Source organism: Streptomyces sp. NPDC001381, from assembly GCF_042895685.1.
Lineage (GTDB): Bacteria > Actinomycetota > Actinomycetes > Streptomycetales > Streptomycetaceae > Streptomyces.
In genome coordinates, this window is sequence record NZ_JBIAWO010000014.1 from 138,365 (window position 1) to 159,423 (window position 21,059).

Consider the following 21,059-nt stretch of genomic DNA (forward strand, 5'->3'; position numbering starts at 1 on the left):
AGGGCCCGGACTACCAGGTGTAGTTCGGGTCCACGTGCATGCACTGCGTGTCGTCGGCGCCGTTCATCGCCTGCGCCGACTTGGGCGTCGTGTTGTCGTCCTCGTCCTTCTCCGGCGCCTCGTACTTGGTGCCGGACCGCCAGTCGCCGCCCACGTAGAGCGTGATGCCGGAGACGTCGGTGGACTTCTTCACCTGGCTCGCCGGAATGCCGAGGGCCTTGGCGACCCGCTGCGCGTCGGCCTGGAGGTCGGCGCTCGGGTAGCGGATCACCGTGGTCTCCTCGGAGGAGGCCGCGGAGGTGTCCGCGACGGCCTCGGTGAAGCCCTTGTCCTTCAGCAGCTCGGTCACCGCGGTCGCCCGGCCGGAGACGGGGGCATAGGTGCCCGTACGGGTGCTGTTGTGCACCTGCACCGCGATCTCCCCGTCCGCGGCGGCCGTGTCCGTGACCGTCGGCGAGGGGCTGGCGGTGGTCTTCTTCTCGTCCTTGCCGTCGAGCGCTATGTCCTCGCGCACCAGCCGGAACAGCTTCGTGGCGTCCTCGGTGGGCACCACCCGCCCGGTCTGCACGGTGTCGTACGCGTTCGGCATCGTCGTCATCGTGATGCGCTCGGTGGGCACCTTCTGCAACTCGCCCGCCAGGTCGTACATCTTGGTGATGGTGCCCAGGCCGTCGTCGACGGTGATCGCCTTCGTGGCCGCCTCGGCGAGCTTGCGCAGCTTGTTGGGGTTGGTCAGCTTGGCGTTGGCGCGCAGCTCGCGGACCATCGAGTTCATGTACATGTGCTGCGCCTTCGCGCGGGCGAGGTCGGTGTCGTCCTCGAAGCCGTAGCGGGTGCGCAGCCACTGCAGGGCCTGCTTGCCCTTGATGGAGTGGGTGCCCTCCTCCAGCTTCAGACCGGAGCCCTTGCCGGTGCTGGTGTGCGAGTAGACGTTGGCGTCCACGCACACCGGGACGCCGCCGATGGCGTCCGCCATCGACACCACACCCGAGAAGTCGATCATCATGAAGTGGTCGATGTGGATGTCGGTGAGCTTCTCCCAGGTGGCCACCGTGCAGCCCGGGCCGCCGCGGCCCAGCGACTCGTTGGTCATCGTCCGGGTGCTCGCCGCGTACGTCTTCTTCGTGTCCGGGTCCGTGCACTTGGGGATGTCGACGAGCGTGTCGCGCGGCATGCTCACCACGGACATGTTGCTGCGGTCCGCCGAGACGTGCAGCAGCATCTGGACGTCCGCGAGCGGGGTGCCGCCGTACGTGTCCCGCGCGCCGCCCAGCTTCTGGTTCTCCGCGGTGTCCCGCGCGTCCGAGCCGATCAGCAGGATGTTCAGCGCGGTCTGCCCGGCCGCGTTGGCCTGCGTCTTGGCCGCGCGGTCCTTGGCGTCGCCGAGGTTGAGGTCGTCGCTCTTGATGTTGGCGTTGAGGTGCTCGTAGTAGAGGTATCCGGCCCCCGCGCCGCCGAGTATGACCACCGCCAGCACGGTCGCCGACCAGCGCAGGACACGCCGTCTGCGCCGCTTGCGGTCCCCGCCGCGGTCGCCTCTGAGGCCGCCGCCGTCCGCCGCGTCCTTGTCCACCGGTGTCAGGGACATCGTGTCCTCGACCGGCGGCACCTCACCCCGTACCCCGCTTGTCGTCGCCAATTCCCCTGCCCCTCCCCGCCGTGCGCCTGACACGGGCCCGTCCCGCGTCAAGTCAGACGCACGACGGGCCCGTAGGGTTACCTACTTGGCGCACTCGACCTTGTCCGCGGTGGACTTCTGGACCGAGTCCGGCACCTCCGTCGCCGCCGTGAGCGAGACGCCCGCGCCCTTGAAGTCCTTGCCCAGCGTCAGCGTCATCGTCGGCAGACCCTGGGCGTTCTCGACGCTCTCACCCGGCTTCAGCGCCGTCCCGGGCAGCCCCATGATGGCGGCGAGCCTGCGAGCCTGGTCCGCCTGGTCCGGGTCGTACTCGAGTGTCGTCCTGCTCAGTTCCTTCGGCGCGTTGCCCGCGTTCTCGGACTTCGTCACGCCCTCATCATTCTGCAGCCAGTTAAGAGTCTCCTGTGCGCTGCCGGCCGCGGCTCCGCCGTTCATGATCCGCACGCGGACCTCGGAGGCCGCGGACTTGGTGCCCTTGAGCCGGGCCTCGGCCTCGGCGGCGGCCGCGTCCTTGGACGCCTTCGCCTTCTTCTTCACCTCGGTGAAGGAGACATCGTCCTTGATCATCTGGAAGACGGTGGGCGCGGTGCTGTCGTTGAGGACGACCGTCGCCTTGACCTTCTCCGCCGGATTGTCGACCACCGGGACGGTGGTGAAGGTCAGGTTCTTCACGTTGAGCTTGCCGAGCTCCAGGCCCAGGTCCTTGAGCTTGCCGATGCTGTCCAGCTGGGAGTCGACGGTCAGCGCCTTGGTGCCCGCCTCCGCCAGGTCGATCATCTTGGTGGGGCTGGTCAGCGTGTCGTTCGACTTCAGCTTGCGCATCAGCGAGCTGAGGAACTGCTGCTGCAGCTGAATCCGGCTCAGGTCGCCGCCGAAGCCCACCGAGTGCCGGGTGCGCAGGAAGGCCAGCGCCTGCTCGCCCTCGATGGTGTGCGTGCCCTTGGACAGCTTCAGGTGCGAGTCCGGGTCGTCGATGTCCTTGGCCAGGCACACCTCGACGCCGCCGACGGCCGAGGTCAGCGTCTTGACCGCGTTGAAGTCGGCCACCATGAAGTTGTCCGCCTGGATGCCGGTCAGCTCGGTGACCGTGCGCACGGTGCAGCTCGGCGTGCGCTCCTCCTGGCCGAGGCTCGTGTTGAAGCGGACGCCCTCCTCGCCCTTGATGACCTTGGTGGTGCCGTCCTCCATCGTGGTCGGGCAGTCCGGGATGTCCACGATCAGGTCGCGCGGAATGCTCAACGCGGTCGCGTTCGTACGGTCCTTGGAGACGTGCAGCAGGATCGTGGTGTCCGCGTGGCCGACGCTGTCGGTGTCGCCGTAGCCCTTGTTGCCGGAGCCGGTGCGCTTGTCGGTGCCGATCAGCAGGATGTTGATCGCCTTGTCCTTGCTGAAGCCACCGGTGCTCGCGCCGTCGTCGGAGACGGCCGTGATGTTGTCGTTGAGGTGCTCGAGGTAGAGATAGGCCGCGGCGGCCGTACCGACGAGCACGAAGGCCATCGTCCCGCCGGTCCACAGCAGGATCTTCTTCGTCTTCGACTTCTTCTTCACCGGCCGGCGTCCGCGCCGGTTCGGCAACGGCTCCTCCGGCACGCCCCGCCGGCGCCGCGGCCCCGGAACCCGGTCCGCCGCCTCCGCCGGTGACTCCCGGTCCGGCGGTGCCGCCGTGCGGCCGCGCGCCGCGCCCGGGGCCCCGGCCGGTGTCTTCGTACGGGAGGCGGCTCTGCGGGGTCCGGGAACCGCCGACTGCGGTGCGGAAGGGGTCAGTCGCAGTTCGTATTCGCCGGTGTCCGGATTGAGCACCCACTGGTCTGCGGGATCGATGTCGTCCGCCCGCCCACGGCCTTGCGCGTCCACGGTTTCCGAATCCTCCGTCGGGGCCACGCGGCGCCTTTCCCCCTCAAAAGGCGCTCGGGTCGTCAAGGTCACTCAGTCTCACTCGGTCATTCAGTGCACGACCCCAGGACGGACCTCGCGGCCGGGTGCACCGGATCGCTCACACTATCCGCCCAGTTCAACGTGGAGCGACGGCCGTGACAAATTCCACGTCCCTACAACCGGGCAATCCGCCCCATTTCTTTGGACCGGGGTTCGTCGCGGCCATGCGACTTGGCAAGCGCTTTACCCGCAGCCGTCGTCGGCGGCGGTGTTTCCGCGGAACGTCGGCGCCGGTGGCGTGGGGGAGGCGGTCCGCAGTCCGTACGGTCCGTGATCGCCCGACTCCGCAGAGCCCGATTTCATGGGAAGTCGGTGAGAAACCCGCACCGGGCCGTCGGTGCGCAGCTGTTCGAAGAGTTTTTCCGCCTCCGGCTGCACGAGTTGGTCGCGATTGGCGTTGTAGACGTACGACTCCCGCGGAACGGTCAGGAATTGCACCTGTTCGGTGGGAATGTCGCGCAGGCCGCGCACGAGTTCGTAGAGTCCGCGCAGACTCGCCAGATCCGGGTCGGTGGTGAGAGAGGACGTGGCCGCGTCCAGCACCGGATACAGCTTCACCGGATTCAGCAGGATGTCGTTGCTCTGCACCTTGTCGACGAGCGCCGCGAGAAACCGCTGCTGCCGGTCCATCCGCTCGGTGTCGCTGCCGTTCCCGAGGGACTTGCGGGCGCGGACGTACCCGAGCGCCTGCTCCCCGTCCAGCGTCACCCTCCCCGCGGGCAGCCGCAGCTTGGCGGCCCGGTCGACGATGGGCTCCGGCAGGCACACCTGGACTCCGTCGACGGAGTCGACCAGGTCCTTGAACCCGCTGAAGTCGACGACGACGTGATGGTCGATCCGCACCCCGGTCAGCTTCTCCACCGTCCGGATGGTGCAGGCCGAACCCCCCGTCTCGAAGGCGTAGTTGAACATCGCGAACATGGGCTCGCCGCGCGTCCCGTCCCGCCGCCGGCAGGCCGGCACGTCCACCATCAGATCGCGCGGAAGGGACACGGCGGTCGCGCTGTGCCGTCCGCCGGACAGATGCAGCAGGATCGTGGTGTCCGACCGCTCGGTGCCCGAGTCCGTCCCGTACTGGCCGTTGTCGGCCCCGGCCCGCGAGTCCGACCCGATCAGCAGTACGTTCTGCGCGTCCTTCACCAGCGCGGTCGGCCGCTCCTTCGCGTACCGCGCGAGCTCCGCCGCGGCCGCCTCGTCGGGCGTGATGTTCCCGTCGAGCTTCGCGTACAGCACCCACCCGACCACCCCGCTCCCCACGAGCAGCAGCGCCACGGCACCCGCCCCGTACGCCACCCACCGCCGGCGCCGCCGTACCAGCCCCCGCCCGTCGGCGGAGGCCCCGGCTCCCGGCCCCAGAGGCCGGCGTATGTCCGAGGAACCGCTCACGTCCGGCTCACCCCCTCCCGCGTCCGGTCGGTCGTACGAGCGTGTCGCGCTGCTCCTACGACGATCCCCCGCCCCGCCCCGCCCCGCGGCCGGGACTGACCCGACCGGGTGAACCCCGCACGGTCGGCGTGGCCTCGGGAGCGCCGGTCACGGCAAGTCAGCCCGTCCGGCGTTTGAGGACGAGGCCCGTTCAGGGCCGAAGCGGGGGCCTGGGGGCGGCAGCCCCCAGCGGGACCGAAGGGGCGGAGCCCCTGGGGACGGGACGGGAAGGGGCGGCGGGGGCGAACCCTTCCGGCACCCCCGCGGCCAGCGGCCCGCGGCCCACCGCCCTACCTGGCGGTAGCCGTGACCCGCTCACTCTCGATCCGCTTGGCCACGGCCTCCTCCCCCGCCTCCCCCAGATTCCGGCACAGCACCACGGACCCGCCGCTCGCCAGAGGCGCGTAGAGCCCGGCGCTCAGACCGTCCCAGGTGTCGTACGGCAGCCCGGACAGCAGCCGCGCCCCGGGCCCCGTCAGCCCCAGCCCTCCCGCCCCGGCCCGCGCCCGCTCCACGATCTCCGCCCCGGTGTACTCCGCCCCGGCCACGACGAGCGCGGGCGCCTCGGGGTCGACAGGGGCGTACGGCACGAAGCGGTCGCCGTACGTCGGGACCTCCACGGCGTAGTCGGCGTACCCGTCCGGCGGCGCCGGCACGAACCGCCGCCCCAGCGGGGCGAGCGAGAGCGCGTACCGGTCCCCGCCGCACGCGAGCCCCGCCTCGAACCGCCCCGGCCCGGCCACGACGAAGTCCGCCCGCGCCGGATCCCCGTCCACGTCCGCGACCACCCCCACCGACGCGCACGCCAGCAGCCACACCGCGGTCTGCCAGTGCGCGGGCAGCAGCAGCGCGACCCGGTCACCGGGTTCGGCGGACATCCCGTCCTGGAGGAGGTTCGAGGTCTTGGCCACCCAGTTGGCGAAGGTGGCCACGGACAATTCGACCCGCTCGCCCGTGGCGTCGTCGTAAAAAGTCACCAGGGGGCGCGCGGGATCCGCGGCGAGCGCGGATCGCAGCAGGTCGGCAGGGGTGCGATCGGTGGCGTTCACCCGCGCAAGCGTACGCGCCGGGCCGCCGCCGCACCCACCACCGGGCCACCGGTTCGGCCGAACGACGGGCGCTCGCGCGGCCACCGGTTCGGCGGAACACGTCCGACGGCCCGTCACATCACCGATGGACAGATATGTATGACTATGTCCAGGATCGTTCGCATGCGTGGATTGCTTGCTACTTCGATCGGTGTCACCTGCGCGGCCGCCCTCGCCCTGCCACTGACGTCGCCCGCCACGGCGGCGGCAGTGCGACCGGCGCCGACCGCGGAGGCCGGCACCGCCGACACCAGAGCCTCGTCCCTCCCCGGCAGCACCCAGTCGCTGCCCCTCACCCCCCTCGCCCGCGACCGCACGCTCGGCCGCGCCGACCAGGGCCTGCCCCGCCGTGACGTGCGGCGCTTCTCCCTCCTCGGCGTCGTCTGGGACGACCCGGACGACGAACTGCACGGCCGCGTCCAGGTGCGCACCCGGCCGGCGGGCGGCAACGCCTGGTCCGGCTGGCAGGACGTGGAGACCCACAACGCCGACCACGGCGCCGACCCCGGCACCGCCGAACGCTCCTCGGGCCATGTCCGCGGCGCCACCGCCCCCTTGTGGGTCGGCGACTCCGACGGCGTCGAGGTCCGCGTCCACCCCGACACCCGCAGCCGTACGGAGGAGACGGGCCGGGGAGTCCGTACGCTCTCCGCCCCCGCCCCGCTGCCGGCCGGCCTGCGTCTGGAACTGGTCGACCCCGGTGCCGCCGCCCCCGCGCACGTCCCGGTGGGACCGCCGCGCAGCCGGGCCCTGCCGGCCGCCGCAACCGCGGCCCCGGCCACCCGCGAGGCCGTGGCCGCCTCCGCCGCCAACGCGGACCTCGCCCCCCTCGGTGCCGCGGAGATCCCCGCCCTGAACCGCGAGCAGACCCGGCGGGAGCTTGTCTCCCCGCGCGGCGGCGACTTGACGAAGAAGAAGAAAAAGCGGGCGAATCCCTACATCGGCCCGCGGCCGACCATCGTCACGCGGCGCGGCTGGGGTGCGGACGAGACGATGCGGGAGACGGGCTTCCGCTACACGACGACGGTCAAGGCGGCCTTCGTGCACCACACGGCGACGGGCAACAACTACAAGTGCTCCCAGGCCCCGTCCGTCATCCGCAGTATCTACCGCTACCACGTCAAGAGCATGGGCTGGCGCGACATCGGCTACAACTTCCTCATCGACAAGTGCGGAACCATCTACGAGGGCCGCGCCGGCGGGGTGACGAAGGCCGTCATGGGCGCCCACACCCTCGGTTTCAACACCAACAGCATGGGGATCGCCGTCCTCGGCACGTACACCTCCGCCAAGCCCAACTCGGCCACGGTCAAGGCGATCGCCCGTCTGACGGCATGGAAGCTCGGCCTCTTCGGGGCCAATCCGAAAGGAAAGACATACCTGAAGTCCGGGGGTGGCAATCTCTACGCAAAGGGAAAGAACGTACGACTGAATGTGATCTCCGGCCATCGGGACGGCTTCGCCACGGAATGCCCCGGCAAGCAGCTCTACGGCAAGCTCGGCTCGGCCCGCTCGACCGCGGCGTCCTACCAGGGCCGCTGAGCGGGGGAGAGGACCGGGAGTTCCGGGGGCCGGGGGAGGCCCCCGGAGTGACCGCACCGGTCCCGGCAGGGCCGGACGCACCCGAACGGCCGGAGACACATCCAGGTGGGGGCACATTTCATCAGCCGTCGGGGGGACAGTCCCCTCGGGACTGGGACGGAACACCGCACGGCCTGGAAAGCGCCACACGACGGTCTGCATACACTGGCCGGTCGAATGACAGTTCGGCCGGTCCCGGCAGGAAGCAGAGACGAAGGTGACAGAAGCGATCCTCCTGGTCGGCGGCAAGGGCACCCGGCTGCGCCCGCTCACGGTGCACACGCCCAAGCCCATGGTCAGGGCGGCGGGGGTGCCGTTCCTCACGCACCAACTGGCGCGGGCGAAGGCGGCGGGCGTGGACCACATCGTCCTCGCGACGAGTTATCTGGCGGAGGTCTTCGAACCGTACTTCGGCGACGGCTCGTCCCTGGGCCTCCACATCGAGTACGTGACGGAGGAGGAACCCCTCGGCACGGGCGGCGCGATCCGCAACGTGGCGTCCCGGCTGCACTCGGCCCCCGACGACCCGGTGCTGGTCTTCAACGGCGACATCCTCACGGGCCTGGACATCAGACGGCTGGTGGCCACCCACGAGGCGACGTCGGCGGACGTGTCGCTGCACCTCACGAAGGTGACGGACCCCCGGGCCTACGGCCTGGTCCCCACGGACGGGACGGGCAAGGTCCTGGCGTTCCTGGAAAAGCCGCAGACCCCCGAGGAGATCGTCACCGACCAGATCAACGCGGGCGCGTACGTCTTCCGGCGCTCGGTCATCGACACCATCCCGCTGGGCCGCCCCGTCTCGGTGGAACGCGAGACGTTCCCCGACCTCCTCTCCGCCGGGGCCCACCTCCAGGGCATGGTCGACTCCACCTACTGGCTGGACCTCGGCACCCCCGCGGCCTTCGTACGGGGCTCGGCGGACCTCGTCCTCGGCCGCGCCCCGTCGCCGGCGGTCCCCGGCCGCTGCGGCGACCGTCTGATCCTCCCGACCGCCAGGGTCGCGGCGGACGCCAAGCTGACGGGCGGCACGGTGGTCGGCGAGGGCGCGTTCGTGGCGGAGGGCGCGAGGGTCTTCGGCTCCACGATCCTCCCCGGCGCCGTCATCGAACCGGGCGCCGTCATCACCGACTCCCTCATCGGCACCCGCGCCCGCGTGGGCGAACGCTCCGTCCTCACCGGCACGGTCATCGGCGACGGCGCCGTGGTCGGCCCCGACAACGAACTCCGCGAGGGCGCGAGGATCTGGTGCGACGCCCGGATCCCGGCAGGAGCGGTCCGCTTCTCCTCGGACCAGTAGTCCTGGCCCGTCCGGTGCCCTGCATCCCGTCCGGCGTGTGAGGACGAGGCCCGTCCGGGGCTGAAGCGGGGCCTGGGGGCGCAGCCTCCAGCGGGGCACGGGGCGGGGCCCCGGGAAGGGCAAGGGCAAGGGCGGCGGGGGCGAGGACCCCGAGGCCCGCCCCCCACCCTTCACAACGCCCCGATGTCCCCCCGCCGCATCCGCGGAGCCCTCCGCTCCGGCACCCGCCCGCTCAGCAGGATCAGCCGAGCCGCCCGGTGCCGCTGTCCCGCATACGGCTCCAGCAACTCCAACATCACCGCGTCGTCCGCGTCCCGGTCCCCAGCCAGCGCCCACCCCACGATCCCCGGCAGATGAAGATCCCCCACGGTCACCGCATCCGCCGCCCCATGACTGCGCTGGACCGTCTCCGCCGACGTCCACGGCCCGATCCCCGGCACGACCTCCAACCGGGCCCGCGCCTCCTCCGCCGGCATCCGCACCGCCTCCTCCATCCGCCCCGCCACCCGCACGGCCCGCAGAATCGTCGAGGCCCGCTTGTTGTCGACGCCCGCCCGATGCCACTCCCACGACGGAATCAACGCCCACGTCCGCGCCGCGGGCATCACCCACAGCCGCCCACCCGCCGCAGGCCCCGGCGCCGGCTCCCCGAACTTCCGCACCAGCGACCGCCACGCCCGATAGGCCTCGTCGGTCGTGACCTTCTGCTCCAGAATCGACGGGATCAACGACTCCAGCACCAGCCCGGTCCGCGTCAGCCGCAACCCCGGCCGCCGGTGCCGCGCCACCGCCACCACCCGGTGCCGCGGCACGAACGCCTCCGGCTCATCGGCCGCCCCGAGCAGCTCGGGCAACTGCTCCAGCAGCCACTCCGCCCCGGGTCCCCACGCCTCTCCGCGCACGGCGCCCTCACCGGGCAGCACCGAGACCCGCAGGGTCCCGGGCCCGACGGGCGTCAGACTGGCCCGCCACACCGACCCGTCGGGCATCGCCCGGAACGTCGGATCCCCGGCCCCGCGCCGCAGAGGCCCCAGCACCAGCCCCAGATCGACCGGCCCCTCCGGCACCCACTCCCGCACGAGCCTCCGCACAGCCGCAGCCGCAGCCTCGCGCGCGGGCCGAGGCACTCCGCCGGAAACCCCACCACGAGCCCCGCCAGGCACACCGACATGCCCCCCGCGCACGGTCGTACGCGTGGGCCGGGGAGCGAATCGTCCTGACACGGCTATCGTCCTGACACGGCTGAGGTCCTGGGGGAATCCACAGGGACCCTACGAGAGTACGAGGGTCCCCACGAGAGCGGGCGTACCGGGACCGGTGCCGTTCACCGCACCTCGATGAACGCCTCCACCTCCCGCGCCGCCCGGGCCCGAGGCTCCTCCGCCGCATGCCCGACCGCCACCGCCCCCATCGGATCCCACTCCCGCGGCAGCCCCAGCACCTCCCGCACCACGTTCCGGCAGAACATCGTCGACGACACCCACGCCGACCCCAGCCGCTCCCCGGCCAGCGCCACCAGGAAGTTCTGCACCCCGGCCCCGGCCGCGACGACGAACATCTCCCGCTCGGCCCCGTCCCGCCGCGGGTCCCCGTACGTGTGCGACCCGTCCATCACCAGGCACGGAACCACCAGGTACGGCGCATGCCGCAGCACGTCGCCCCGCCGTATCCGCTTGGCGATCGACTCCTCGGACTTCCCGTCCCGCCGCAGATCCGCGACCCACGCGTCCCGCATCGCGTCCAGCAACCGCGTCCGCGCCCGCGCCGACTCCAGCAGCACGAACCGCCACGGCGTCGTGTGATGCGGCGCCGGCGCCGTCACCGCCGCGGCGACCGCCCGCCGCACCGCCCCGGGGTCCACCGGCTCGTCGGTGAAGGACCGCACCGTCCGCCGCTGGGTCACCGCCAGCCGCACCGCCTCGGACGTCCCGAGCCGGAACATGTCCTCCCGCGCCCCCCGCACCAGCGCCCGCGCCCCGTCGCCGGCCTCGTCGCCCACGACATGGGGCAGCCCCCGCACCACGGCGACCGGCAGTCCGGCCGCCTTGCCCTTGACCAGATCCCCGGCCGCCGCCAGCTCGTCCGCCGTCGCGACGACCGTCGCGCTCAGCGGATTGCCGTACGCGTCCGTGCCCCCGCGCAGATCGTCCAGCACCCGCACCCCGGCGGCGCCGATCGCCACGTCCGTGAGGCCCGCGCGCCAGGGCCGCCCGAAGGTGTCGGTGACCACGACACCGACGTCGACACCGAGCGCGTCCCGCAGCCCGTCCCGGATCGCCCGCGCGGACGCGTCCGGATCCTCGGGCAGCAACAGCACCGTCCCCGCGGGGGTGTTGGAGGCGTCGACGCCCGCCGCGGCCATGATCAGCCCCTGCCGGTTCTCGACGATCCGCAGCGCCCCGCGCCGCGCCACGACCCGTACGGTCTCGGCGTCGATCGCGGCCTCCCGGTCGTCCGCCCGTACGACGCGCCCCTCGGCCTTGGACACGATCTTCGACGTCACCAGCAGCACGTCCCCGTCGGCCAGGCCGGGCTCGGCGGCGGCTATCAGCTTGGCGAGGTCGTCCCCGGCCTGCACCTCGGGCAGCCCGGCCACGGCCCAGACCCGGTACCCCCTCTCGGCCGGCCCGCTCACGCCGTCCGCACCTCCTCCGCCAGCGTCAGCGCCTCCCGGGCCATCCGCGCGGTCGCGTCGGGATCGCTCATCATCAGCGGGACGGCCCGGCAGCGGATGCCGGCCGCCTCGATCCGCTCCACGGACGCCGCGTCCACGCTGTCCACGAGCCAGCCGTCGAGCAGCCCGGAGCCGTAGTGCTCGGCGACCGCCGCGGCCGTCGACTCCACGCCGACCGCCGCGAGCACCTTGTCGGCCATGCCCCGCACGGGCGCGTCCCCGACGATGGGGGACAGGCCCACCACCGGCACCCCGGCCTCGGCGATCGCCTCGCGGATGCCGGGCACCGCGAGGATCGTGCCGATGGAGACGACCGGGTTCGACGGCGGGAACAGCACCACGTCCGCCGCGGCGATCGCCTCGAGCACGCCGGGCGCCGGCTTCGCCTGCTCGGCCCCGACCGGCACGACCGCCTCCGCCGGTACCGATGCCCGCAGCCGCACCCAGTACTCCTGGAAGTGGATCACCTTGCGCTCCCCCGAGCCGGCGGCCGAGCCGCTGTCGGGCAGCGTGACGGCCACATGGGTCTCGACCCGGTCGTCCGTCATCGGGATCAGCCGTACGCCGGGCTTCCACCGGTCGCACAGCGCCTCGGTGACCGCGCTCAGCGGATACCCGGCGGCGATCATCTGCGTCCGCACGATGTGGGTGGCGAAGTCCCGGTCACCCAGCCCGAACCACTCCGGCCCCACGCCGTACGCGGCGAGCTCCTCCTTCAGGTGGAAGGTCTCGTCGGCCCGCCCCCAGCCCTGCTCCTCGTTGATGCCGCCGCCCAGCGTGTACATCACGGTGTCGAGGTCCGGGCAGACCTTCAGCCCGAAGAGATGGATGTCGTCGCCGGTGTTGCCGATGACCGTGATGTCCGCGTCCGGCACGGCCCGCTTCAGACCACGCAGGAACCGGGCACCGCCGATGCCGCCTGCCAGAACCACAATGCGCATGGGAGCCAGTCTCGCAGGCCGCCGTGACGACCCGCCGGGCGGTTGTGGACAACCGCCCGCCCGTGGACAACCCGGCCACCCGTACGGGGCACGCCCCGGCACCCTCTAGGCGGTGACGGCGTCCACCTCGTCGTAGGTGTCGCGGGCGGTGCAGGCGAGGACGGGTTCCGCGGCCGGGACGAGCCGGGACGGGGAGCGCATCGGCATCTCGGTCAGGCCGGGGAAGTAGACGTGCAGGCTCACCGCCGGCTCCAGCGCGTCGTTGACCACCTCGTGCGCGTACCCCGGAGCGAACACCCGCTGCGCGCCCGCCCCCAGCACCCGGTTGCCCCGCTCCGTGCGCTCGGTCAGCTCGCCGTCCAGAACGGTCAGCACACCGGAGGAGGGGCCGTGGTCGTGGAGTCCGCTGCCCTGTCCTGGCACCCAGGACAGCAGCCACACCTCGTAGCCCGGGCCGGTGCGCAGCCGGTGGTACCAGCGGGTCGTCGCGTCGTAGCGGACCAGGTGCTCCCACTGGGCGCGGTCGGCGGCGACGGAGCGGGCCAGGCCGACGAACTCGGCCACGGTGACCGGGTGCTCCCGGGGGGCCTGGAGGAGGTGGGGGACTTCGAGGATGTCGCCCGCGATCTGCAGGTCGCTGTCGCTGTTCATGGGATGGGGTGTTCCTCGCGGAAGGAGTGGGGGGTGGCTGGGTGTCACGGACCGTCCGCCCGGATCACGGACGGGACAGGGGCGCCCTGGTGCGGGCGGAGGGAAACGGCAGCCGAGTCGCGGTGGACTCAGGAGGGGCAGCCGGAGCGCGTTGGGCTCAACAGCTGGAACAGCAACAACAGCTACAGCGAGCGCGGGCAGCACCGTGGGACCCGGCCGAGCGGGTCGAGGTGAGTGCCGAGTTCGCGAGCATGCCCACTAGGACATCGGTTCACACCTGTCAGTGTCAACTCGACGCCCGATATGTGGGACGTGGTTCACCTCAACCGGTGCATCTGCGAGGTGAAAGGTTTGTGCACGCGGACTCCGGGACACAAGGCGCACAAGCCGGGCGCGTAAGCCGTTGTGATCCCGTGATCCGACTGTGATCCAGTTCGCTTCCGCGCACGTGTCGCAACGGGATCGAACGTCTGGGCGTCCTTCTTCGTACAAGCGCTGCGCGGGGCCCGAGGCCCTCCGGGGCTTCATCTGCTTGTCAAGGTTTATGGCGATTTGAACACTTACCGCACGGCCTTGGTTCCGCAGAGTGAATAAGGGGCCCAATAGCAGATCTCGGCTTGACTCGCCCGGAGCAGCACACTTGTAATTTCACTCGTGTCGTTCAGCCGACATCGGTAATGGGCCATGCCGCCGACATCGGTTTACGGCCACGTACACGGGGACGCGAAAAGACAGAGCGAGGGGCGCACATGACCGAGCTGGTGCAGCAACTGCTGGTCGACGACGCGGGCGAGGAACTCGGCTGGCAGGAGCGCGCACTGTGCGCCCAGACCGACCCCGAGTCCTTCTTCCCCGAGAAGGGCGGCTCGACCCGCGAGGCCAAGAAGGTCTGTCTCGCCTGCGAGGTCCGCTCCGAATGCCTCGAGTACGCCCTCGCCAACGACGAGCGCTTCGGCATCTGGGGCGGCCTGTCCGAGCGGGAGCGCCGCAGGCTGAAGAAGGCCGCCGTCTGAAGATCGCCCCTCGCGGGCGGACGAGGCTCCCAACGGCCCGTCGCAGGTGGGTTGTCCACAGGCGGCGGGCCGCCGTCGTGCCCAGCCGATAGTGTGGTCGCTCGTCCGAGACACCCCGCCGCCCCCACGCGGCGCAGGCGTCCACCACAGTCCATCGAACCGGGGCCCGTACCTCGATGTCCGTGCACAGCCACACGGCAGCCCACCACGACGCTGCCACTGCCGGGTTTGACCCGTCCCGCCCGCCCGAGTTCCCGCGTCATGTCGTCACCGCGGTCCTCGTCTCCCACGACGGTGCCCGCTGGCTGCCCGACGCGCTCGCCGGGCTGCTCGGCCAGGAGCGCCCCGTCCAGTTCGTCATGGCCGCCGACACCGGCAGCTCGGACGACTCCGCGCACCTGGTCACCGAGGCCCTCGGCGACGACCGCGTGCTGCACCTCGCCCGGCGCACCGGTTTCGGCCAGGCCGTCGAGGAGGCCAACCGCACCGCCCCCGTCCTCACCCCCGAGGAACTGCCCTACCTGAAGCGGCCGAGCGGCTGGGACCCCGTCACGCGCACGTGGCGCGACGACACCTACGACATGCCGGAGCTGCCGCACGGAGAGCCCGTCCAGTGGCTGTGGCTGCTGCACGACGACTGCGCCCCCGAACCCGACGCCCTGGCCGAACTGCTGCGCGTCGTGGACAACGAACTCGAACTGGGCCGCGACGACGTCGCCGTCGTCGGCCCCAAGCTGCGCGGCTGGTACGACCGCCGCCAGCTCCTCGAGGTCGGCGTCACCATCGCCCCCTCCGGCCGCCGCTGGACCGGCCTGGACCGCCGCGAGCAGGACCAGGGACAGCACGACCACGTCCGGCCCGTGCTGTCCGTGTCCACCGCCGGCATGCTCGTCCGCCGCGACGTCTTCGAGGAACTCGGCGGCTTCGACCGCCGGCTCCCCCTCATGCGCGACGACGTCGACCTGTGCTGGCGCGCCACCGCCGCCGGCCACCGCGTCCTCATCGCCCCCGACGCCGTCGTACGGCACGCCGAGGCCGCCTCCCGCGAGCGCCGCGCCGTCGACTGCGCGGGCCGCACCACGGCCTCCCCGCACAAGGTCGACAAGGCCGGCGCGGTCTACACCCTCCTCGTCAACAGCCCTACGGCCCTGCTGCCCTGGGTCCTGCTGCGCCTGGTCCTCGGCACCCTGCTGCGCACGCTCGCCTACCTCGTCGGCAAGGTCCCCGGCCAGGCCGTCGACGAGATCCGCGGCCTGCTGGGCACCCTGCTGCGGCCCGAGCGGATCGTCGCCGGGCGGCGCAGGCGCGGCGCACCGCGGGTCGACAGGGGCGAGCTCAGGCCGCTGTTCCCGCCGCCCGGCGCGACCGTGCGGGCCACCGTCGAACAGGTCGCCGGCAACCTCTTCGGCGCCTCCGACACCGAGACCCCCGGCGGCGCCGGACGGCACGGCGGCGGAATGGAGTCCGGGCCCGGCGGCGACGACGCCGACTTCCTGGAGATCGAGCAGTTCGCCCGGCTCAAGCGCATCGCCCGCAAGCCCGGCCCGGTCCTCTTCCTCGTCCTGCTGCTCGTCTCCCTCGTCGCCTGCCGCAACCTCCTCGGCGGCGGCGCGCTCGCGGGCGGCGCCCTGCTGCCCGCCCCGGCCGACGCCTCCGAGCTGTGGTCGCGCTACCTCGACGCCTGGCATCCGGTCGGCGCGGGCGGCACCCCGTCCGCCCCGCCCTACCTCGCGATCGTCGCGGCCTTCGCCACCCTGCTGTTCGGCTCGACCGGCCTCGCCCTGACCGTGCTGCTCGTCTGCTCGGTGCCACTGGCCGGGCTCACCGCCTACTTCGCCTCCCGCCCCCTCGTCGAGTCCCGCCTCCTGCGCGCGTGGGCCGCCGTCGTCTACGCCTTCCTGCCCGCCGCCACCGGCGCCCTCGCCGGCGGCCGCGTCGGCACCGCCGTCCTGGCCGTCCTGCTGCCGCTCATCGCCCGCGCGGGCGCCGCCGCGAGCGGCCTGACCCACACCTCGGGCGCCCGCGGCAGCTGGCGTGCCACCTGGGCGTACGCCCTGCTGCTGACGATCACCACGGCGTTCACGCCGATCGTCTGGCCCCTCGCGCTCGTCCTCGGCCTCGCCGTCCTGGCCGTGCGCCGCACCGACATCACCGCCTACGGCCTGCGCTTCCTGGCCCAGCTCGGCACGCCCCTGCTGGTCCTCGCGCCCTGGTCGCTGTCCCTGCTCCCGTTCGGCTTCTTCACCCAGGCCGGACTGGACTTCGGCCCGTCCACCGCCTCCGCGCTCGACCTGCTCGCCGCCAGCCCCGGCGGGCCCGGCACCGTCGACGGGCTGATGCTCATCGGCATCGTCCTGGCCGCGCTCGCCGCCCTGCTGCGCGGAGAGCGTCAGTTCGGCATCTGGACGGCCTGGGCGGTCGCCCTGGTGGCCCTCGTCTTCGCGGTCCTGTCCAACGGCTCCACCTGGGCCGGACCCGCCACCCTCGTCTACGGCCTCGCGCTCCTGGCCGCCGCCGTCATCGGCGCCGACGGCGCACGCACGCGTGTCGCCGAGCAGAACTTCGGCTGGCGCCAGCCGGTCGCCGCCCTCATCGCCTTCGCCTCCGCCGCGGGCCCCCTGCTGCTCGCCGCCGGCTGGATGATCGGCGGCGCCGACGGCCCCCTGGAGCGCCGCGACCCCGTCCAGGTGCCCGCGTTCGTCGCCGAGGAGGCCGGCAACCGCGACCAGGCCCGCACCCTCGTCCTCGACAGCGACTCCGCCGCCCACGTCGGCTACATGCTGGTCCGCGGCTCCGGCGCCCGCCTCGGCGACGCCGAACTGGCCACGGCCGACGGCGAGAACAAGCAGCTCGACAAGGTCGTCGCCAACCTCGTCGCCGGCTCCGGCGCCGACCAGGCCGACCAGCTCGGCAAGTTCGCCGTGGGCTACGTCCTCGTCCACAAGGGCGCGCCCCGCGAGGTCACCCGCGTCCTGGACGCCACACCCGGCCTGAAGCGGCTCAGCCAGCAGAACGGCGGCGCCCTGTGGCGGGTCGACCAGGAGGTCTCCCGCGCGGCGATCGTCACCGAGTCCGGCAAGGGCACCACCACCCCGGTCGCCGCGGGTCCGGTCGACATCCACACCACGATCCCGGCCGGCTCCGGCGGCCGGATCCTGCGCCTGGCCGACAGCGCCGCCGACGGCTGGACCGCCACCCTGGACGGCAGGCCGCTCACCCGCACCACCGTCGACGGCTGGGCCCAGGGCTTCGAACTGCCCTCCTCCGGCGGGAAGCTGGACGTCACCTACGACGATCCCTTCACCCACACAGTCTGGCTGTGGACGCAGGGCTTCCTCGCCCTCGTCCTCGTCGTCCTCGCCCTGCCCGGCCGCCGCCGGGACGTCGACGACGACCTCCCCGAGGAGCAGCCGGTCCCCGCTCAGGCCGTCGACGGCGAGGGCCGCCGCGCCCGCCGTCTGCGCGCCCAGGCCGAGGAGGCGGAGGAAACCGCGCCCCAGGACGACGACGCCCCGTCACCTCCGCAGGAGGAGGCCGCGGCGCAGCCCCCGGTCGCGGTCCCGCAGCAGCAGCCCTACGGCGCATGGGACCAGTCCGGCTACCAGGGCGCCGAGTACGGCGGTTACCCCGGCGAGCAGTACCAGGGCGCTCAGCAGTACCCCGCCGGCGGCTACGACCAGCAGTCCTACGACCCCTACCAGGCCGGCCAGTACGACCCCTACACCTACGACGGCCAGGGCGGGCAGACGCCGTACGAGCAGACGTACGGCTATGACCAGGGCTACGGCGACCAGGGCTACGACCCCGCCTACGACCCGGCGCAGCAGAACCCCCACGGCACCGGCAGCGAGCGTCCCGACGGGAGCCAGCAGTGAACCGCACCACCCTGTCCCTGATCGCCGGCACGGCCGCGCTCGCCGCCGTCACCGGGTTCGCCACGCTCACCGAGCCCGCGGCCTCCGGCACCGACGACACGGCCAAGGCGGCCGCCGTGCTGCCCGTGGAGCGCGCGAGCCTGCTCTGCCCGCCGCCCAGCTCCTCCGACATCGCCGAGACGACGTACACGTCCTTCACGCCCGTCACCAAGGGCACGGGCAGTGACGGCACGGCCGAACTCGTCGCCGCGACCGAGGAGTCGGCGGATGCCGACGCGAGTGCCAAGGACGAGAAGAAGACCGGCAAGACCGGCAAGACCGGCAAGACCGAGAAGCCCGTCGTGAGCCCGAAGACGCCCGGCACCCCCGTCACCGGGGACGCCTCCGGCGGCGAGTCACCCGCGCTGGTGGGCACCGCCGAGGGGAAGTTCGCGCCCGGCTGGACGGTCCAGGAGACCACCAAGGTCGCCGCGGGCAGCGGCCGCGGCCTGCAGGGCGTCACCTGCACCCCGGCGGACACGGAGTTCTGGTTCCCGGGCGTCAGCACCGCCGCCGACCGCACCGACTACGTCCATCTCACCAACCCGGACGACTCCGCCGCCGTCGCCGACATCGAGCTCTACGGCAAGGACGGCGCCCTGCAGACCACGGTGGGCGAGGGCATCACGGTCCCGCCGCACTCCAGCGAGCCGATCCTGCTGTCCACGCTCACCGACGAGAAGCAGGAGGACCTCACCGTCCACGTCAACATCCGCAGCGGCCGGGCCGGCGCCTCGGTGCAGGCCCTGGACGACAAGCTCGGCGGCGACTGGCTGCCCGCCTCCACCGACCCGGCGCCCGGCCTGGTCGTCCCCGGCATCCCCAAGGACGCCACGGCCGTCCGCCTGATCGCCTACGCCCCCGGCGACGCCGACGCCGACCTGAAGGTCCAACTCGCCTCCCCGACCGGCCTGATCACCCCGGCCGGACACGAGACGCTGCACGTCAAGGGCGGCATGACGACCGCCGTCGACCTCGGCGACGTCACCCGCGGCGAGGCGGGCTCGCTGGTCCTGACGCCGACGGACCAGTCGGTGCCGGTCGTCGCGGCCGTACGGGTCCTGCGCGGCAAGGGCGACGGCCAGGAGTCGGCGTTCATCCCGGCGTCCGCGCCGGTCGGCACGCGCGCGTCCGCCGCCGACAACTCCGCCAAGGGCTCCACCCTCTCCCTGACCGCGCCCAAGGGCACCGCCAAGGTCAAGGTCACCGCGTCCGCGGGCAGCGAGGGAGGAACGGCCGCGTCCAGGACGTACACGATCAGGTCCGGTACGACCCAGGAGGTCGAACTCCCCGTCCCGGCAGGCCTGAAGGGCACCTTCGCCCTGACGGTGGAACCCCTCACGGACACCCCGGTGTACGCCGCCCGCACCCTGACGGCGGGCAAGGAGGACGTCCCGGGCTTCACCGTCCAGACCCTGCCGGACGACCGGGGCACGGTCGAGGTCCCGGAGGCGGACGAGGACGTGGCGGTCCTGCAGAAGTAGCCCCGTGAGGGTCACCCGGGGGAGACGGTGGTCAGTCCTCGCCGTAGCGCGGATCCACCGTCTCCGGGGTCAGCCCCAGCAGGTCCGCCACCTGCTCCACGACGACCTCGTGCACCAGCGCGGCCCGTTCGTCGCGCCCCTTGGTGCGGATCTCCACCGGCCGCCGGTAGACGACCACCCGCGCCCGCCGTCCCTCGCGCGCGGGAACCGTCCCGCCGAGGGGCACCGCCTCGTCGTTCCACGGCTCACCGGCCGCGGCCGGGCGCGGCACCTCGAGCACCATGAAGTCGATCTCGGCGAGCTGCGGCCAGCGCCGCTCCAGCCGTTCCACGGAGTCCTGCACGAGATCGGCGAACACCTCGGCGCGGCTCGCGGCCAACGGCACCTGCGGAGGCGCGATCGGTCCTCGCATGCCCCGGCCGTGGCGGTCGCGGCGGCGGGGCCCGGGGCCTGCGGCACGGGGCGGTACGGGGCTGTCCATCACCACCGAAGCGTAGACCCCGCCGCGACCGGCCGTCCGACCCCACGCGGCATCCCGGCCGCCCCGCCCCCCATGTCGCAGGATGACCATTCCAGCCAAGGTTGGGCTCGATTCCGTATCTCTCCGAGACCGGTGAACTCATGGCAATTGCTCCTGTTTGTACCGGCCGGTGACCAGGAGGCTCCGTCTTCTTGCCGCGAATGACTGGTGTTCGTGCAGGTCAGCGAGGTATGACTGGAGAGGCCCGTGGGGCGTTTCACAACACGACACGGTGGAGTGACCTGGTGGAGAGTCGTCGCGGCCCGCTCAAGAGTGCGGTACCGTCCAACGTCGTGAGCCCTGTACGTCGCTGTTCGCGAACCGCCTGCGGCCGACCCGCCGTCGCGACGCTGACGTACGTCTACGCCGATTCGACCGCGGTCCTCGGCCCGCTCGCCACCTACGCCGAACCCCACTGCTACGACCTGTGCGCCGAACACTCCGAGCGCCTCACCGCCCCGCGCGGCTGGGAGGTCGTCCGGCTCCTGGACGGTTCGGCTCCGGCACGGCCCAGCGGCGACGATCTGGAAGCGCTCGCCAACGCCGTCCGCGAGGCGGCCCGCCCGCAGGAACGCGCGGCGCAGGCCGGTGGCGGCGGACGCGCCGCGGACCCCATGGAAGTCGCCCGCCGCGGCCACCTGCGGGTCCTGCGCTCGCCGGACAACTGAGCCCGCACCTCCCGCGCGAGAGGCGCCCTCCGCCGCGAGGAGCCCCCGCTGCCCGCTCCCGCCGAGCGCCCTGTTCCCGTGACCCGGAATCCGCCCCCGAGGCCGCCGAGACCCCGTCTCGGACCGTCCCCGGTTAGCGCGCAAGGCTGCTTCTGCGGGGCCACCGGGCCGACTCACAGCAGGCGGTGAACCGTTCCGGGTAGTTTGTGGCGACTGAACAGGACTT

The 21,059-nt window shown here is 72.5% G+C and carries 15 protein-coding genes; 6 read left to right on the forward strand and 9 right to left on the reverse strand.

The annotated features are described in order from the left end of the window. Window positions 1-10: 10 nt before the first annotated feature. From ACFY2L_RS36080 to ACFY2L_RS36095, 4 genes are all read right to left on the reverse strand, one after another. A complete protein-coding gene (locus ACFY2L_RS36080; RefSeq protein WP_390824461.1) occupies window positions 11-1,588 on the reverse strand; it encodes an LCP family protein in 1,578 nt (525 codons plus the stop codon). A 132-nt stretch (window positions 1,589-1,720) separates the two neighbouring features. Next, window positions 1,721-3,493: an LCP family protein gene (locus ACFY2L_RS36085; RefSeq protein WP_390659017.1), complete on the reverse strand. Its 1,773-nt coding sequence runs from the start codon at window positions 3,491-3,493 to the stop codon at window positions 1,721-1,723. Between the two features lie 264 nt (window positions 3,494-3,757). Then, window positions 3,758-4,960, reverse strand: a complete 1,203-nt coding sequence (locus ACFY2L_RS36090; protein ID WP_390824446.1) for an LCP family protein — start codon at window positions 4,958-4,960, stop codon at window positions 3,758-3,760. A 329-nt stretch (window positions 4,961-5,289) separates the two neighbouring features. Continuing rightward, on the reverse strand, window positions 5,290-6,048 hold the full coding sequence (locus ACFY2L_RS36095) for a TIGR03089 family protein (protein ID WP_390659015.1): 759 nt from the start codon (window positions 6,046-6,048) through the stop codon (window positions 5,290-5,292). A 162-nt stretch (window positions 6,049-6,210) separates the two neighbouring features. Between ACFY2L_RS36095 and ACFY2L_RS36100 the strand changes: the two genes are divergently transcribed. Beyond that, complete coding sequence (locus ACFY2L_RS36100) at window positions 6,211-7,629, forward strand: peptidoglycan recognition protein (protein ID WP_390659014.1); 1,419 nt, start codon at window positions 6,211-6,213, stop codon at window positions 7,627-7,629. A 256-nt stretch (window positions 7,630-7,885) separates the two neighbouring features. Beyond that, entirely contained in the window at window positions 7,886-8,968 is a 1,083-nt protein-coding gene (locus tag ACFY2L_RS36105) for a sugar phosphate nucleotidyltransferase (RefSeq protein ID WP_390824447.1), read from the forward strand. A gap of 170 nt (window positions 8,969-9,138) precedes the next feature. Here the strand turns inward: ACFY2L_RS36105 and ACFY2L_RS36110 are convergent, their stop codons facing one another. From ACFY2L_RS36110 to ACFY2L_RS36125, 4 genes are all read right to left on the reverse strand, one after another. Beyond that, entirely contained in the window at window positions 9,139-10,191 is a 1,053-nt protein-coding gene (locus tag ACFY2L_RS36110; protein WP_390824448.1) for a DNA-3-methyladenine glycosylase family protein, read from the reverse strand. 101 nt (window positions 10,192-10,292) lie between these two features. Further along, window positions 10,293-11,603, reverse strand: coding sequence for a coenzyme F420-0:L-glutamate ligase (locus ACFY2L_RS36115; protein WP_390824449.1), 1,311 nt, complete (start codon window positions 11,601-11,603; stop codon window positions 10,293-10,295). Beyond that, a complete protein-coding gene (gene cofD, locus ACFY2L_RS36120) occupies window positions 11,600-12,583 on the reverse strand; it encodes a 2-phospho-L-lactate transferase (RefSeq protein ID WP_390659010.1) in 984 nt (327 codons plus the stop codon). Before cofD ends, ACFY2L_RS36115 begins: the two co-directional genes overlap by 4 nt. A 105-nt stretch (window positions 12,584-12,688) precedes the next feature. Then, a complete protein-coding gene (locus ACFY2L_RS36125) occupies window positions 12,689-13,234 on the reverse strand; it encodes a cysteine dioxygenase (RefSeq protein WP_390659009.1) in 546 nt (181 codons plus the stop codon). A 749-nt stretch (window positions 13,235-13,983) separates the two neighbouring features. Here ACFY2L_RS36125 and ACFY2L_RS36130 point away from each other — a divergent pair. The 3 genes from ACFY2L_RS36130 (at window position 13,984) to ACFY2L_RS36140 (ending at window position 19,645) form a co-directional block, all read left to right on the forward strand. Next, window positions 13,984-14,247: a WhiB family transcriptional regulator gene (locus ACFY2L_RS36130; RefSeq protein WP_030792866.1), complete on the forward strand. Its 264-nt coding sequence runs from the start codon at window positions 13,984-13,986 to the stop codon at window positions 14,245-14,247. Window positions 14,248-14,423: 176 nt separating this feature from the next. After that, window positions 14,424-18,122, forward strand: coding sequence for a glycosyltransferase (locus ACFY2L_RS36135; RefSeq protein ID WP_390824450.1), 3,699 nt, complete (start codon window positions 14,424-14,426; stop codon window positions 18,120-18,122). Beyond that, entirely contained in the window at window positions 18,119-19,645 is a 1,527-nt protein-coding gene (locus tag ACFY2L_RS36140; protein WP_390824451.1) for a DUF5719 family protein, read from the forward strand. Before ACFY2L_RS36135 ends, ACFY2L_RS36140 begins: the two co-directional genes overlap by 4 nt. A gap of 31 nt (window positions 19,646-19,676) precedes the next feature. Here the strand turns inward: ACFY2L_RS36140 and ACFY2L_RS36145 are convergent, their stop codons facing one another. Beyond that, window positions 19,677-20,126, reverse strand: a complete 450-nt coding sequence (locus tag ACFY2L_RS36145; RefSeq protein ID WP_390659479.1) for a metallopeptidase family protein — start codon at window positions 20,124-20,126, stop codon at window positions 19,677-19,679. Window positions 20,127-20,410: 284 nt separating this feature from the next. Between ACFY2L_RS36145 and ACFY2L_RS36150 the strand changes: the two genes are divergently transcribed. Then, window positions 20,411-20,833 carry a DUF3499 domain-containing protein gene (locus ACFY2L_RS36150; RefSeq protein ID WP_053760356.1) on the forward strand — a complete coding sequence of 141 codons (423 nt, stop codon included), beginning with the start codon at window positions 20,411-20,413 and terminating at the stop codon, window positions 20,831-20,833. Window positions 20,834-21,059 lie beyond the last annotated feature (226 nt).